Source organism: Pseudoalteromonas sp. McH1-7 (assembly GCF_013366255.1).
Classification (GTDB): Bacteria; Pseudomonadota; Gammaproteobacteria; order Enterobacterales; family Alteromonadaceae; genus Pseudoalteromonas; species Pseudoalteromonas peptidolytica.
The window spans coordinates 193,484-207,907 of record NZ_JABWPQ010000003.1 but is presented as its reverse complement, the minus strand read 5'-3'; the positions used below and the strand labels follow the sequence as shown (position 1 = coordinate 207,907).

At 41.4% G+C, this 14,424-nt stretch carries 12 protein-coding genes and 5 tRNA genes; 11 read left to right on the top strand and 6 right to left on the bottom strand.

What is annotated here, in order from left to right:
* Window positions 1–216: 216 nt before the first annotated feature.
* Complete coding sequence (locus tag HUZ36_RS03460) at window positions 217–3,081, bottom strand: hybrid sensor histidine kinase/response regulator (protein ID WP_176031996.1); 2,865 nt, start codon at window positions 3,079–3,081, stop codon at window positions 217–219.
* Between the two features lie 265 nt (window positions 3,082–3,346).
* Between HUZ36_RS03460 and HUZ36_RS03455 the strand changes: the two genes are divergently transcribed.
* The 6 genes from HUZ36_RS03455 to HUZ36_RS03430 all read left to right on the top strand — a co-directional run bounded on the left by HUZ36_RS03455 (window position 3,347) and on the right by HUZ36_RS03430 (window position 5,476).
* Entirely contained in the window at window positions 3,347–4,558 is a 1,212-nt protein-coding gene (locus tag HUZ36_RS03455) for a serine hydrolase domain-containing protein (protein WP_128731034.1), read from the top strand.
* 253 nt (window positions 4,559–4,811) lie between these two features.
* Window positions 4,812–4,887, top strand: a tRNA-Phe gene (locus HUZ36_RS03450).
* Window positions 4,888–4,951: 64 nt separating this feature from the next.
* A tRNA-Thr gene (locus tag HUZ36_RS03445) sits at window positions 4,952–5,027 on the top strand.
* A gap of 69 nt (window positions 5,028–5,096) precedes the next feature.
* A tRNA-Phe gene (locus HUZ36_RS03440) sits at window positions 5,097–5,172 on the top strand.
* 12 nt (window positions 5,173–5,184) lie between these two features.
* Window positions 5,185–5,260: transfer RNA gene (locus HUZ36_RS03435), tRNA-Thr, on the top strand.
* A gap of 140 nt (window positions 5,261–5,400) precedes the next feature.
* Window positions 5,401–5,476, top strand: a tRNA-Phe gene (locus tag HUZ36_RS03430).
* A gap of 728 nt (window positions 5,477–6,204) precedes the next feature.
* Here the strand turns inward: HUZ36_RS03430 and cysZ are convergent.
* On the bottom strand, window positions 6,205–6,933 hold the full coding sequence (gene cysZ / locus HUZ36_RS03425; RefSeq protein WP_176031995.1) for a sulfate transporter CysZ: 729 nt from the start codon (window positions 6,931–6,933) through the stop codon (window positions 6,205–6,207).
* Window positions 6,934–7,347: 414 nt separating this feature from the next.
* Between cysZ and HUZ36_RS03420 the strand changes: the two genes are divergently transcribed.
* Window positions 7,348–7,623 carry a hypothetical protein gene (locus HUZ36_RS03420; protein ID WP_176031994.1) on the top strand — a complete coding sequence of 92 codons (276 nt, stop codon included), beginning with the start codon at window positions 7,348–7,350 and terminating at the stop codon, window positions 7,621–7,623.
* Window positions 7,624–7,669: 46 nt separating this feature from the next.
* Window positions 7,670–8,263 carry a CBS domain-containing protein gene (locus tag HUZ36_RS03415; RefSeq protein WP_128732375.1) on the top strand — a complete coding sequence of 198 codons (594 nt, stop codon included), beginning with the start codon at window positions 7,670–7,672 and terminating at the stop codon, window positions 8,261–8,263.
* 141 nt (window positions 8,264–8,404) lie between these two features.
* On the opposite strand, the gene trmL is transcribed toward HUZ36_RS03415, so the two are convergent.
* A complete protein-coding gene (trmL, locus tag HUZ36_RS03410) occupies window positions 8,405–8,869 on the bottom strand; it encodes a tRNA (uridine(34)/cytosine(34)/5-carboxymethylaminomethyluridine(34)-2'-O)-methyltransferase TrmL (RefSeq protein WP_125251625.1) in 465 nt (154 codons plus the stop codon).
* A gap of 343 nt (window positions 8,870–9,212) precedes the next feature.
* Between trmL and HUZ36_RS03405 the strand changes: the two genes are divergently transcribed.
* The gene (locus tag HUZ36_RS03405; RefSeq protein ID WP_345719114.1) at window positions 9,213–10,058 is read left to right on the top strand and encodes a cation diffusion facilitator family transporter; all 846 of its coding nucleotides are present in this window, start codon (window positions 9,213–9,215) and stop codon (window positions 10,056–10,058) included.
* Here the strand turns inward: HUZ36_RS03405 and HUZ36_RS03400 are convergent.
* Genes HUZ36_RS03400 through HUZ36_RS03390 form a run of 3 tightly spaced genes read right to left on the bottom strand, consistent with a single transcriptional unit; the run spans window position 10,010 to window position 13,032 of the window.
* Window positions 10,010–10,972 (bottom strand): alpha/beta fold hydrolase, encoded by a 963-nt coding sequence (locus HUZ36_RS03400; RefSeq protein ID WP_176031993.1) that lies wholly within the window; start codon window positions 10,970–10,972, stop codon window positions 10,010–10,012. The two genes, HUZ36_RS03405 and HUZ36_RS03400, sit on opposite strands and share 49 nt — an antisense overlap.
* Window positions 10,973–10,974: 2 nt before the next feature.
* Window positions 10,975–12,336, bottom strand: coding sequence for an ATP-binding protein (locus HUZ36_RS03395; RefSeq protein WP_176031992.1), 1,362 nt, complete (start codon window positions 12,334–12,336; stop codon window positions 10,975–10,977).
* A 3-nt stretch (window positions 12,337–12,339) separates the two neighbouring features.
* On the bottom strand, window positions 12,340–13,032 hold the full coding sequence (locus HUZ36_RS03390) for a response regulator transcription factor (protein WP_176031991.1): 693 nt from the start codon (window positions 13,030–13,032) through the stop codon (window positions 12,340–12,342).
* Between the two features lie 200 nt (window positions 13,033–13,232).
* On the opposite strand from HUZ36_RS03390, the gene HUZ36_RS03385 reads away from it, so the two are divergent.
* Both HUZ36_RS03385 and HUZ36_RS03380 read left to right on the top strand, forming a co-directional pair.
* Window positions 13,233–13,694 carry a Spy/CpxP family protein refolding chaperone gene (locus HUZ36_RS03385; RefSeq protein ID WP_176031990.1) on the top strand — a complete coding sequence of 154 codons (462 nt, stop codon included), beginning with the start codon at window positions 13,233–13,235 and terminating at the stop codon, window positions 13,692–13,694.
* Window positions 13,695–14,055: 361 nt separating this feature from the next.
* Window positions 14,056–14,364: a helix-turn-helix domain-containing protein gene (locus HUZ36_RS03380; protein ID WP_128732380.1), complete on the top strand. Its 309-nt coding sequence runs from the start codon at window positions 14,056–14,058 to the stop codon at window positions 14,362–14,364.
* The last annotated feature ends 60 nt before the right edge of the window (window positions 14,365–14,424 follow it).

Genomic DNA, 14,424 nt, shown 5'->3' with positions numbered 1-14,424 from the left:
CAGTATACTCACAGAGAATTAATAGGGGAAGCATTTGTAGGCAGAAAGCGAATAAAATGCGTTCAGCACTACAACGAATAGATCATTAGAGAGCATTTGATGCTAGTTTTGTGCGGATATATAAAGGCGCTGCTATCTACCGTGAGTTTGAGTGAGCATCACAATTGTGGATGCAAACGGTATTTGATGTGATAGCAGCTACTTATAACAAAAGTGTTATGCCTCTTGACTTAAATATGCTTGGATAAACTCAGTTGCAGCCAAGAAATCTTGCTCTAATTTATCGCGCATTTGGATCAGCTGATCGCCAGTTAAGGTGTTTTCTTTACATAGAGTTTCAAACTCAGTAGCGGTTTCTGCGACGCTTTGCGCACCAATTGTTTTTGAAATGGATTTTAACTGATGACACGCTTCTATGATCTCTTCTTGGTTCATAGTGATAACCGCGCCATTTATATCACGGGTCAATTGGCTACTTTGTTCTAAGTACATCCTAAAGAAACGATTACGTTTGGCATCGTCATGATTGACATACTTATTTAGCATCTCCATGTTGATCGCTGGAGTCGGTAAAGGTTCTGAGTCAACACTTGGACTATCAACTACTTCAGGTAAAGCGGATCCAGTACTTTGAACCGCAAGTGGGTCAATAGATGCAGTATGTGACGCTCCTTCGACTTCGGGGGATGCCGTGCTCTGCTGCGGCTGTTTTGCTTGAGGCAGTTGCTCAATACATTTGTTTAAAGTGGTTTCTAATACATTTAACTCCACAGGTTTGGTGATATAGTCATTCATTCCTGCAGTTTCGCAGCGCTCTCGTTCACCTTTTAAGGCATTTGCAGTCACCGCAATAATGTAAGGCTGATCAAGGTTTTCGGGCGCAGTCTCCACATAATCTCTGATGTTTTTCACCATGTCGTAGCCTGACATTTTTGGCATGTGTAGATCGGTTAGAACAATCGGGAAGTGTTCTTTTTTCCAAAGCTCAAGTCCTTCCTCACCATTTTCGGCCACCTCTACACCATACCCAAGTAAGTGCAATTGGTCAGTAAGCACTTGTTGGTTTAATACGTTGTCTTCAACGAGTAAAACGAGCTTATTTGTGGCTCTTGCTTCATCAACACTTAAAAAATCATTGATTGTGCGTGTAGGTTTGATCTCTTTGGGTTTATGAAGTCCAGCGGCCACAAGAATAGACGTCATGAAGCTCGACTTACATAAAGGCGAGGCATTGAGGTAGAAGATGTGCTTGTGATTCAGCGCCGCTTCGTCCATTTTGCTCAAAACAACAACCTGTTGTGCGTTTTTCTCTAATGAATAAACAATACTTCTTAATTCTTCATTAACCCTATCCATACCATCAAGACCATCCAATACCCAGATCAGCTTATCCTCATGTTGGTGGTCTGGAATTTCTGAATCGTCAATTACCATTACATTCGCTCCCATGAACGAAAGATAGCGGTTTAAGATATTCTGCCTTTCTTTGTTTGGCGTCAGTAAAGCAACGCTTCGGGCATTTAGAAGCTGTTTATTTGCATAATTTACTTTACCGTCAACGCTAAATGGCAACTCAACGATGAACTCACTACCCATGCCAATATCTGAATTAACTTGAATACTGCCAAGCATCAACTCAATTAAACTTTTACAAATAGATAGTCCAAGCCCGGTTCCACCAAACTCTCTTGTAATTGAGCCTTCGGCTTGGATGAATGGGTTAAAGATTTCCCTTAATTGTGCTTTAGTCATACCTTTACCGTTGTCGGTTACGGTAAAGCGTAAGGTATAATGCTCAGAGGTATTTTGTGAAACTTCAACTGCGATTTTGACATACCCTTGAGTTGACTCATCGGTCGTTGTAAATTTAATGGCATTACTACATAGATTGTATAGAACTTGCCTTACACGAACCGTGTCACCCACCAAGTTAGTTGGAATATCAGGTGCTATCACTAGTTGTAAATCTAGCTTACGTTTTTTGGCAACAGAGGAGAGCACTCGAGCAACCTCTTCTGTGGTTTCAGCAACTGAAAAAGGACTGTTATCAATTCTTAACTTACCTGCCTCGATTTTTGAAAAATCAAGAATGTCATCAAGAATACCAAGTAATGAAAATGCAGAATCTCGAATGATGGTGGTTAAGCGGTGCTGCGCACCGTCGAGATCGGTTTGTCGCAGTAGATCGATAGTCCCAATGACGCCATTCATCGGAGTGCGGATCTCATGGCTCATGGTTGCTAAGAAAGTTGTTTTCGCATCGCTGGCACGCTCAGCATTTAAAATGGCTTTCTCCAGTGCCAATGTTCGCGCCTGAACTTCTGTCTCTAGGCTTTCTTGTAACTGTTTCAATTCGTGTTGAGTGGCCTGATCAGACTCAATCGAAGTCTGAACTTGCTTTAATAGCGTATTGATAGATGAAGCGATGTCAGACAATCCACCGCGGTAGTAGGTACCTACTGTCGCTTTATAATTTTTATCTGCGGTGAGTTGCTCTATCTCTTCTACGAGCGCTTGACTGTCATTGTTGGATGTCGCAGACAGCTTTCGTTGTGTAAATACAAAAACAAAGATAGCAGCCAGTAAACTTATAAATAGTAGCGCGTATGCGAGTATCGAGTCTTCTTCGGCTGTTGTACTTGGTGTTGGCGTATAGGTAAGGATAAGCTCGCCAACATTTTGCCCGTCTAACTGTAGTGGCATATGGTAGACTTGCATGTCGCCTTTGTTATAAAACTCCTCACGATTTAACGCATTAACAGGCTCCCCCGGGCTTTGTTGAAGTACCAAATTTGGTTGCCCCATGCCTGTATTGATATAAAGGTAAGCCCCAAGGTTGGCGTTCCCACTAAGTAGTGCCTGTACTACTTGTTTAGCATTATCAAAGCCATGTTGAGTAATTACTTTTGCTAAAGGTTCAGAGATGGTCGTTGATTGCTGTTTAAGGTTAGCCGTCGCTGTGGTTGGCGCTTTTGTTTGCTTGGGAAGTAAATAGGCCCCAGTGGCGCTACACATTCCAACTATAAGAATTGCGACAAAAAGAAAGAGTACTTGTCCGTTAGTGTTTGCGCTATTTGGCATGCTTTATCTCGCAAGAATTATTTATACGTATCATCTGTTGCAATCGTAACACCTTCGACAGCTTTTTACCTCTCGTTTTTCAACCAGTGACTAAAATCGAGGTAAAGAAAAGAGTATTGAAAATATCAAAATAATCAGGGTGTTGAAAGTAAAGCTGTAGTCTTTTATCAGTATGGTTATCATGGCTTTTTAATAAATATTAAATATTAAGTAACGTTTTTATAAAGTAATATTGGTTAACTTCCCCGCTTATAAGGATATCTTAATGTTTTCACATCAATCTCGACGGGTACCAGCGTGGTTCTGTGCCATATTATGTGTGTTGCTGTTCAGCGCCTGTAATAACAATGATAAATCAATCATTACTCTTAAAACTCCCACCGAGCCCAGCGTCGGCTTTACTTCCCCATATGGTGTTGCCGGAGATGATCAACTCTTTCATCAGTTAGAGCTGATCCGTGCCGAGTTTAGCATGCCTGCATTGGGAGGTTTTATCATTTCTGGGGACGAATTAATCGAATTGGATGTTACTGGAGTGCGAAGCAGTACTGGGCAAGTCCCTGTATCTGCCTTTGATAGGTGGTCTATTGGTTCATTTAGCAAATCCATGACTGCCACATTGGCTGCACGCCTTGTTGAGCAAGGAGTCATAGAGTTCGATAGTCAAGTGGCCGACATATTTCCAGAGCTTATAGGTAAGATTAATCCAGAACTTGAGTCTGTTACCTTAAATAGCTTGCTTTCAATGACTTCAGGGTTGCAACGGGATTTAGCGTCTATGTATTCGGGGAAGTGGCACCGTGATAATAGAGACATGACGAGCCAACGATATGATTGGACTATCGAACTATTAAATGCACAAAGATCCGTGCCGCAAGGGACTTATCTATATAGTAATGCCGGTTATGTTGTTGCCGGCCATATGTTAGAGCGTGTCACCGGGCAAGCATGGGAAAGCCTTATTGCTCAAGAGCTATTCGAGCCACTAGGGATGGCGGATGTTGGTTTTGGATCTGCTAGTGATGATGACCCAGATGGACAGCCCAGTGGTCATCAAATGAGAGAAGGTAAATGGCACCCAATTACGCCAACAGATAGAGTGGATTTACCAAAAGTGATTGGACCTGCGGGGTTAATCAATACGACACTACATGACTTATCTATTTACTTGGGGGCGTATTTAGCCGGTGCTAGGGGTAATGATAATCTGATTAGTGCCAGTTCATATGCACGACTATTAACGCCAGTCACGCCTGAATATGGATTAGGTTGGATCCTTACACCTAATGACAGTCGGTTTCATCATAACGGCTTTACCGGGACATTCTATTTAGACAACCTTGTATTACCTGAAAGAAATGTTGCGATTCTTGCAGTCACAAATGGCGACACGGTTAATGCTAAATTAGCCGTGGAGAAGGTAATTGATATCTTACTGAAGCGGTTGGATGCAAAGCAACATTATAGCGGCAAGTAAAAGAACCAGAACAACACAGTGGTGACTATTACTTGAGGGGGAGCTTACTGCTATATAAAGGTGGCTAGCCTTCATGCTATATGTACAGGGATAGTCAGATAAAAGCGTTTAAAACTGGAAATTAGCCTGCCTTGCGTGTTTTTTCATCGAAAATGCGGTATTTTGACCGCTTTGCCTGAAAACTGTGCAAACGATAAATGTATTTAAAAAAAGGGTTGACTTAGAACCGCAAAACCCGTTTAATACGCCGCACGCCCAGATAGCTCAGTCGGTAGAGCAGAGGATTGAAAATCCTCGTGTCGGTGGTTCGATTCCGCCTCTGGGCACCAAATTAAAAATCATTGCATTAGCAATGTGGTGCATGCAGAAACTGCATGGTACACGAATTAGTGTGCCGACTTAGCTCAGTTGGTAGAGCAACTGACTTGTAATCAGTAGGTCATCCGTTCGACTCGGATAGTCGGCACCATTTAATTTAGGCGCTAGCCTATATTTCTAGATAACTTAATAGATTGAGTTTTTTAGATAAAAAAGATTTGCCCAGATAGCTCAGTCGGTAGAGCAGAGGATTGAAAATCCTCGTGTCGGTGGTTCGATTCCGCCTCTGGGCACCACTAATTTAGTGTGCCGACTTAGCTCAGTTGGTAGAGCAACTGACTTGTAATCAGTAGGTCATCCGTTCGACTCGGATAGTCGGCACCATTTAATTTAGGCGTTAGCCTATATTTTCTAGATAACTAAGTTATTTAGAAAATAAAAGATTTACCCAGATAGCTCATTTGGTAGAGCTAATTGGAGTTGTATTGAAAATCCCTCTAAGGATTAAGATACTAAAAAGATTTGCCCAGATAGCTCAGTCGGTAGAGCAGAGGATTGAAAATCCTCGTGTCGGTGGTTCGATTCCGCCTCTGGGCACCATCATTTAAAAAGCCTCGCAATCGCGAGGCTTTTTGCTTTTATACAGTCTAAATTGACATATCTAGCTTATTGATACCTTGTTGTTCTGATAAACATCACTTTATTTTAGTTGCGTAGTAAAACATTAATACCAATTAACCTCAGTGCTTGCTCAAGTTGGAAGCGTAATACCAATTTGACTTAGTACTTGCGCAATTTGAAGAAGTCAATCTGATGCTAACCGCGTTAAAAATTTCTTATTTAGAACAACTAAATAGCAAAATTTTTGCCTTGCCTATATGGATGTAGGTACCTTAGCGATAGCAGGACGCGGTAGCGGAGTTATCGACAAGATTTTCTCGCCTCAAAATAGACCACTTAATTCAGAAAATTGGTATAAATAGCAAAACCTTTGCCTTGCTACAGGACTTAGTGAGAGCAAGACGCGAAGCGGTGTTTTCCCTAAAACTCTTTGGCTAGACAAGGAAAAAACAAAGTTGTACTTTAGCAACAATGAGTTGGAGCACGCCTTATCCAAACCTCGGGTTAAATAGGAAACCTATTGCTATTCTTTCTAGCCTATTGTCAATAAATTTTACGCAGTAGTGAGGGATAACAGCTGGTAGAAAACCAAGCGTAGATTAGGCACTCAACAGGTAGCAGGGCGCGAAAAGCGATGCTGCTACCGTTGACTTGTTTCAGAAGTGCTACTTACCCAAACAAATCTGTGTAATAGGATATGTTCACTATTAGTGACGGTACTGCTGTCGGTAGTTTTCTACCCAAAGTTTAGTAGCCCCACAAACCGCCACTGGCATTACTATTAGATTCACAAATGGAATTGAGGTTAATACGAACACCGCAAAGCCAAAACCGTAAGACAGCCCTTGCTTACTTTTTAAATCGTCCTTCATTCTTTTGAAGTGAATTTTATGGTTATCAAATGGGTAGTCATTATATTGAACACTGTACATCCAACATGTGAACATAACCCATAAAATTTGACCGACAATAGGTAGTACCCAAAGTAATATAAAAAAGCCAAGGGCGCGTGGCAGGTAGTAACACAGCTTTGTCCACTCTCGTCCTAGCATCCGTGGTACATCTTTTACAATATCAAAGAGCTTGTCATCATTGATTTTCTGGTTGGTAAGGTGAAGTTCCACTTTTTCAGATAACAGTCCATTGAAGGGAGCGGCAATAAAGTTGGTTATAACCGTGAAAATCATACTATAGCTAAAAAGTATCACTAAAATAGCGATGGGCCACATTAACCACTCTAGCCAACTTAGCCACTCTGGTAATAATCCATTCAGGTAATCAAACCCTTGGGTCAGCCAGTCGTAAAGAAAAAATAGCGATGCACCAAATAGCAATACATTTATGGTGAGAGGGATAAGCACAAAGCGTTTAAGCCCTTTTTGGGTGATCAAAGAAAAGCCGGCAATAAAGTACTCGATACCGCGTGATAGTTGCACATTACACCTCGTGTTGTGATACCAATATGACTGAATACCTGAATAAACTAAGAGGATAAAGTGGGCGCTAACTTCGTAAGAATACCTTATTTAACAACACTAAATCATAAAATTTTAAGCTTGTTAGCGGTAAAGGTGCTTATTCCAAAATAGACTATTTATAACGCCAACAGGTTTGACTTTACGCTTTAATTTTAGACAGATATCAAAAATGTTGCCCCTAGTATAGCGCTAAACTTGGAGCGGCTAACAGGAGATTAGTAACAATTTATCTCAGCCTATATTATGGCAATATTAGCGTGTAAAAATTAACCTGAATACATTTAGTGGTTTAGTGAATAGATCAGAAATAATACTTGTAAACGCAAGAAACAGCCCATACACTCAGATTATGGCAGTGGAAGTGAGAGCGTGATGCAATTAGTTCGTTGGGTTATTACATTTTGTATGTTGAGTCTGTTGACTATGTCAACGGCCGATGCTGCTAAATGTGACTCTACACTGGCTGTTACGCCTATTGTTGTTGATTTAGACAACTCGAACGTAAATCCTGACATTGACACTTGTGCTGTCTCTGCCCCCCGCAGTTTAGTCGCCACTAGCGATTTTGTTATTGAACACCCAAAGCTTACCTATTGTTTTTCCAATGCTTTATATGAATCAATAAGAGCACCACCTGTTGTAGATTAATTTAGTCCTTTTCCGTGCTTAATTAATTTAAAGATAGAGGTGATCTATGAACACTAACACCGTTATAAAAACACAGCCTGTGTTTGCCTATGAACTTGCTGAAAATCATTTTCCTGCGTGCGGTACTGATAATCTTGAACAGGCTCCAGCGCATTGTCTTATGCACACTTTGCATTTGTCACCAATGCAGCATATTGATGAAAATAGTAGTATTGATGAAGCCGCACTAGTGTTGACTAAAACGCACCGCAGAGCAAGTTTCGTTGTTGATAGCCAAGAAAAGCTGGTAGGTATGATATCGAACGCTAGGCTTGGCAGCCGTTATGTATTGAGTATGGCCGAAAAACGTGGCTGTACTAGACGAGATTTGACTGTAAATGATGTCATGATCCCACTTTCAGAGCTGCGTCAAATTACACTTAAACAAACAAGTCAGGCTGTCGTTGGCAAAGTATTAAAAACCATGGAAGAGGCAGGTCACGAGTTCTTATTAGTGATAGATGACTCAACGCTTTACCCAGTGGGTTATTTTGATCTTATTGATTTGCTGAAAGCCTGTGGACGAGCGGTAAATTCAATTAAACCAGCGAATAAATTTAGTGATATTGTTGGTACTATTTTACACCACGCCGAAATTTAAATACTGAATCCCTAAAGTTAATGTAAATTAAAGTTAGCAAGGCGTCGCGAGGCGCCTTTTTCGTGGATGACTGTACTGTTACTGCTCCTGCTTGCAATGGATAAGGTTGCGGTATGCTAGGAGCGCTTGATATAGAACTGGTTATTTTGCACCGTTAAAGTCAAGTTGTCGCCAAGACTCATATACAAATACTGAGACAGCATTGGACAGGTTCATACTACGGCTATCTGGGCGCATTGGAATACGCACGCGTTGTGGCTCTGGTAATGAGAAAATTATCTCTTCTGGTAGACCGCGAGTTTCAGGACCAAACAGCAAGCAGTCACCTTCTTCGTAGGCCACCTCGTGATGATATTTAGTACCTTTTGTTGTGCAAGCAAATACTCTTTTTGGGTTACGTTTAGCAAGGTAAGCCTCAAAATTGGGATGACGCTCGACTTCGCTAAATTCATGATAATCCAAGCCTGCACGCCTTACTCGTTTATCATCCCATTCAAATCCCAAAGGTTCAATTAAGTGCAGCGAATATCCAGTATTGGCACACAAACGAATAATATTACCAGTATTAGGTGGGATCTCGGGTTGATATAAAACGATGTCTAACATGATAAGCCTCAATAAAAATTTGCACGGCAGTATAGCCCATCTCCAATCAGAATTACACGTGTGACCGGGGTAAAAGAAAAGCACAGCAAGTATAGAGCTTTGCATCTCTTTAACTTATCAAAGTAATGAACACAGATAGGAGCGTGCAGCAACTGAACATGAGACTATTGCAAAAAAATTGACATTCGTAATCTGTTTTTCATTTCAAACCATTACCCTGTAATATAAGTATATCGCCATACTTTCGTGGGTGGTTCGTTAGTCAGTTGGGTATTTCTAAGGGGTAAATGTGAGTCGTAGCTACGAGTTTTGGGTGAGATTTTCCAGTATATTCACGATTGCTATTGTAGGGGTGATGATAGCAGCGAAGTGTTGGGCTTGGCTGTCTTCTGGAAGCGCAGCAATGCTCGGCTCTTTAACCGACTCATTACTTGATATTAGTGCGTCGTTGATGAACTTGTTTGTGTTAAGTTACGCATTGCGACCGGCTGATGATGATCATAGGTTTGGTCACGGTAAGGCTGAAGCGCTAGCTGGGCTCGGGCAAGCGGCATTTATTGCAGGGTCGGCCAGTTTACTAGCATTTCATGGTGTAGAGCGGATCATTAACCCTACACAAATTCCCCATTCTTTATTTGGGGTATGGGTGAGTTTATTTGCTATTGTCTGCACATTGTTAGTTGTTGCGGTGCAGTATCAAGTTGTCAAACGTACTCAATCTATCGCAATTAAAGCCGATTCATTGCACTATAAAGGTGATATTTTACTTAACCTAGCTGTATTGGTCGCGGTATTGCTGAACTTTTATGGCATTGGCTACGCGGATCCTATTTTTGCTATCGCTGTTGCAATGTACTTACTTTACAACAGCTGGGACATTGCCAAAGAAAGCGCTGCGCACTTGATGGATAAAGAGTTACCAGACGATGAAAAGGCGCAAATTGTGCTTATTGCTTCAAGCCATGAAGATGTTTATGGTGTACATGATTTACGTACAAGGCAAGGCGGAAAAATAAAGTTTATCCAGCTCCATTTAGAGCTAGATGATGATATGCCGTTGATGCGAGCACATAATGTTGCAGATGAAGTGGTAGCCAGTATTAAAGAAGAGTTTGAGTGTGAGATGGATATTCTTATCCATCAGGACCCTGTATCGCTTGCACTCGGTAATACCCCTGTAAATTCGTAAAAATCTCTAAGCACGGCTCTGCGAGTTATGTCTTGCTCGCAAAGCAGCTCATGTTTTCCTGCAAACTCGGTACGTGTCACCTTATCATGGTGCGCGGCAAAGCGGATCTGTGCCTTGTTGTCGACGATACTATCGTGAGTTGCACAAGCGACGCGGACTGGAATATTTAGCTCGATTTTGGTCAGTGCTCGACATTTTTGCAGTGCAGTATAAAGCCAGGCGAAGCTAACTCCTCCAAGTCGTAGTTCAGGATATTGATCGTATAACCCTCTAAATAAAGCGTAACGAATAGGGCAATCTGTCAGATCATTATCTTGAAACGGTTTACTTTGGTATTGTTGCTGACCGATAGCATATTGTTTGCCTAATCCTACTAGACATGCCAATCCAGCAATGGCTTCAGCAACCCAAGCAGGGTAGGGAGCGGTGTTGATCCCAAGCATTGGTGCTGATAAATACACGCCTTTAATATTGCTAGGGTTATACAGCGCTAAGTAGTTACAGGTGATCGCTCCTCCCATAGAATGCGCCAGTATAAACAGAGGCAGAGTGTTGTGTGGATTGACAACTTGCTGCATAAAACAGTGGAGAGTCGCTGCGTAATCATCAAATCGTTTTACGTAGCCAATGTGTTTGTTTTTTAACAAGCGAGGAGAATACCCTTGCCCTGGGTGATCATAGGTATATACTGCGATATTATTTTGTGCCAGTTCCCATAACAACTCCCTATATTTATGCGCGGATTCAATACGCCCATTAACCAATACCAAAGCAAACCGTGGTCTTTTTGGTATATGATAAACATAAAAAAGCTTGCCGTGAGGAGTATCAAAAAAGCCTCGTTGACACTGTTGCCAGTGTTTATCTATTTCAGGAAGGTGAGATTCTAATTGCTCGCTGCAGCTATAAAACATGACTACCTATATAACGGAATACGAATGCTGACCTGAAGGCCAACGTTGTTAGTAAATTCAATATGGGCATCATGCACTTTTAGTGCATGTTGGGCAATGGCAAGCCCTAAACCAAACCCTCCTTTTTGATTATGCTCTGGTGTGCGTGCAGCTGAAACTCGAAAAAACGGGATACAAAGCTTGTCTAACATATCTTCACTCACCCCCTTGCCATCATCTTTTATGATACAAAGGAGCTGCTCGTTGGTACTCTGAATATCGAGGTTAATCGTGCTATTTGCGTATTTAATGGCATTACGAATGATGTTTTCAAAGGCGCGATTTAGCAGCATAGCATCACCATTGAGCGTTACTTCAGGTATTGTGCTGGCGACAAATTGCTTGCTTAATTGTTGCGCCTCAAACAGAGCATCTTCGATGATTGGGTCGAGTAGCTCATTGAGGGGGATCGGCTGTTTTTCTATTGGTATTTGGTCGGCTTCTAGTTTTGACAAATGCAAAATATCACCGAGCATGTTCTCCACTAATTGTGCTTCACGCTCTATGCGCTCAAAGTAACCTTGGTTGTCCTTCGTTGCGTGGCCTGCGGCCAATCCCGTCGCCATTTGCAAGCGGGTAAGCGGAGAGCGAAGCTCATGAGAAATATCTGCAAGCAGGCGCTTTTGATTATTGACCAAAGACTCTAACTTATCAGCCATCAGGTTGAAGTCATGGCCTAGTTGACCAAGTTCGTCTTGACGCTTTTTGTCTATGTTTGCACGGCTGCTTAAGTCACCTTGAGATAGCTTGGCTGCGCTTATTTGCAGTGCCTTAATTGGTGTAAGCAAGTTTCTGGTAAACCAAAAACACAGCAATAAACTCGCGCCTAATACCACCGCAATTTTAGCCCACAGCGGCAATGCTCTAAGCTTAATAATTGCACCTGGCGTGTGATTTTCAAATATCAAATAAAGGCGATAGTTATCATTATTCAGTGTGACTTCAAGCGGCCCGAATGCTTTATATTCAGGTGTGTAAATGGCCAGTGGTTTGGTATCTTCTGTAAAGCTAAGTAAATCGAGGTCAAGTGCTTTGAACCTTGGATTTGCGGCAATACTCTTTTCACGAACGCGGTGACTTAGGTAGATATTTCTCGCCTTTCTTTTGCGTAATTTTGCGATATTACTTAACTCAAAGTTGGGGCGTCGGCTGACTTGGGTTAAGACTTGCTCTAATTGCTGTAAATTATGCAGCATCGACCTTGAGATCTTTTTAGTTTCCACAACGTCTGGCTGTAACAGGCTTATCCCAAGCAAAAGTAGAAGGGTAGCTATGATGGTTAGCCAAAACCATGCAAATACCTTAACTAATAAGTACCGCTTCATTCATTATGCCTTCAAAAATATATAACCAGAACCACGTATCGTTTTGATATAAGTATGGTCGCTCAAAGCTGCTATTTTCTTCCTAACGTTGGATACATGCATGTCAATTGAGCGGTCATAGGGCACCAGTGGCCTGCCTAAGACTTGACGAGATATAGTTTGTTTATCAACAACCTCACCGGCAGATCTCACCAATAATTGCAGCACTTCATATTCAGTTCCCGTCAGTGATAAGAACTCTCCACTCACAGAGGCGCTCCTTGCGCCGATGTCTAAGCTAAGCTGATGAATAGTAAAGGTGTCTTGAGGGCTGTGGTGCTTATAATGATCCACTCTGCGGGTGATCGCTTTAACCCGTGCAAGTAGCTCTCTGTGATTAAATGGCTTGGGTATATAATCATCTGCTCCCAACTCAAGACCAAAAATACGATCAAAATCGTCCCCTTTTGCGGTGAGCATAATAATTGGCGTCATTTTTTGTAAACGCAACGATTTTAACACTTCAAAGCCATCCATCTCAGGGAGCATGACATCTAACAATATAAGGTCAAAGTTTTGCTTTAACGCGCGCTGGAGCCCTTCAGTACCTGTATGCTCCATGTCGACTTCAAAACCTTCAGCACTAAAATACTCGTGCAAAAGATCACAAAGTGCTTGGTCATCATCTATAAGTAAAATGCTATGTCTTATGGTCATACTTTATCCGGCGGCGATTGAAAAGATAATTACAGTGTCTATCCCATGATGTATTACACCTTACTTTATTGCGGTATGTAAATTGCCTTTGCGTTTTTTTGCAAAGCACTGACAAAACTTTACCCTGATTTGACGTTCCTTTTCTTGTCTATTGCTAGATTAGGAGGTGACAAAGCAACGGCAAACAAGGAGCCAAAATAATGAGATTACTATCAACTTTAGCATTAGCAACAGTACTGAGCTTATCAGCAGTTAGCTTCAATGCAGATGCGGGATCTATGGGTCGGCAGTTAGAGCATTCAGCACGATTATTACTATCAGATAAAGGCCAAAAATTGTTGGAATTGAGCGATTCGCAGCAATCACAATTAGCAACCATCTATGCTGATTTCAAAGCGGCAAAAAGAGCACTGAAAGAAAAAGGCAAAGACGTACGTAAATCACATCGTGAAGAGTTGAAAGCATTAATGGACGCAGAGGTGTTTGACAAGGTACAGGCACAGCTGTTGCTTGAAAAGGGTCAAGACAAAAAACAAGCTTGGGCATTACTGGCAATGGAGACTCGACACAAAGTTTTTCACGTATTAAATGAAACACAACGTGAAAAAATCAAAACGCTTAAATCACACCGTAAGCACAAAAGAGCAAATAAAGCCGAGTAAATGATCCTTTTTCTTAAAATATCTCGCCCTTGGTCGTCTTTGCTAAGGGCTTATCTTATCTCTATTTCCACAATAATACCTACCTCACCAAAGTGTTTACTTAATTACCATTAAAATATTGGTGTGTGCGTAAAGCCCACGAATAGTATCGCCTAGAGTTACATGTTGATAACATGTGGATGTTGTGATATTTTTCGATTAAGAGTACATATGGCAAGTCTGCTGATAACTCTTTGCAATAGTGTTTAATTGAAATGGTTATTAATTTACGCACACAACCTTACCGGTAACTTTTGTCTATAAGTAAAGTCGTTTTACGAACGCTGTTGATTGCTGGTTACTAGGTATCACTGAGGAAAACATGCAGACACCTGAAGAATATGAGGTGACACTTAGGATCCGAGAGTTGCTTAAAGAGCTTAAAAAGCGTAAGGGCTACACTAAAAAAACAGTGAGTCAAAAGCTTGGGATCGGTCTAACCACGTTAGATGATTACCTAAATGGAACCAGCTCATTTCGTTTAGGTACATTGATAAAATTATCAGAAATCTGCCGCATTCAACTAAGCGATATCTTGGAAGGAGCGGGGCACATAGCAAAAAGCTATGAACAAGGTACAAAAAAGATTGAGCCTGATACAGAAAGTAATGAACAAAGAGAATCAAATTAACGATTGTTAGCCGTCAGTATTTTTTACTTATTTAGTGCTGTAATAACCTACTAAAACGCT

What these genes read in the sequence shown, in the direction of transcription:
- HUZ36_RS03460 (WP_176031996.1), bottom strand. Translation starts at nt 3,081, where the DNA reads ATGCCAAATAGCGCAAACACTAACGGACAAGTACTCTTTCTTTTTGTC.
- HUZ36_RS03455 (WP_128731034.1), top strand. Translation starts at nt 3,347, where the DNA reads ATGTTTTCACATCAATCTCGACGGGTACCAGCGTGGTTCTGTGCCATA.
- HUZ36_RS03420 (WP_176031994.1), top strand. Translation starts at nt 7,348, where the DNA reads ATGCAATTAGTTCGTTGGGTTATTACATTTTGTATGTTGAGTCTGTTG.
- HUZ36_RS03415 (WP_128732375.1), top strand. Translation starts at nt 7,670, where the DNA reads ATGAACACTAACACCGTTATAAAAACACAGCCTGTGTTTGCCTATGAA.
- trmL (WP_125251625.1), bottom strand. Translation starts at nt 8,869, where the DNA reads ATGTTAGACATCGTTTTATATCAACCCGAGATCCCACCTAATACTGGT.
- HUZ36_RS03400 (WP_176031993.1), bottom strand. Translation starts at nt 10,972, where the DNA reads ATGTTTTATAGCTGCAGCGAGCAATTAGAATCTCACCTTCCTGAAATA.
- HUZ36_RS03395 (WP_176031992.1), bottom strand. Translation starts at nt 12,336, where the DNA reads ATGAAGCGGTACTTATTAGTTAAGGTATTTGCATGGTTTTGGCTAACC.
- HUZ36_RS03390 (WP_176031991.1), bottom strand. Translation starts at nt 13,032, where the DNA reads ATGACCATAAGACATAGCATTTTACTTATAGATGATGACCAAGCACTT.
- HUZ36_RS03385 (WP_176031990.1), top strand. Translation starts at nt 13,233, where the DNA reads ATGAGATTACTATCAACTTTAGCATTAGCAACAGTACTGAGCTTATCA.
- HUZ36_RS03380 (WP_128732380.1), top strand. Translation starts at nt 14,056, where the DNA reads ATGCAGACACCTGAAGAATATGAGGTGACACTTAGGATCCGAGAGTTG.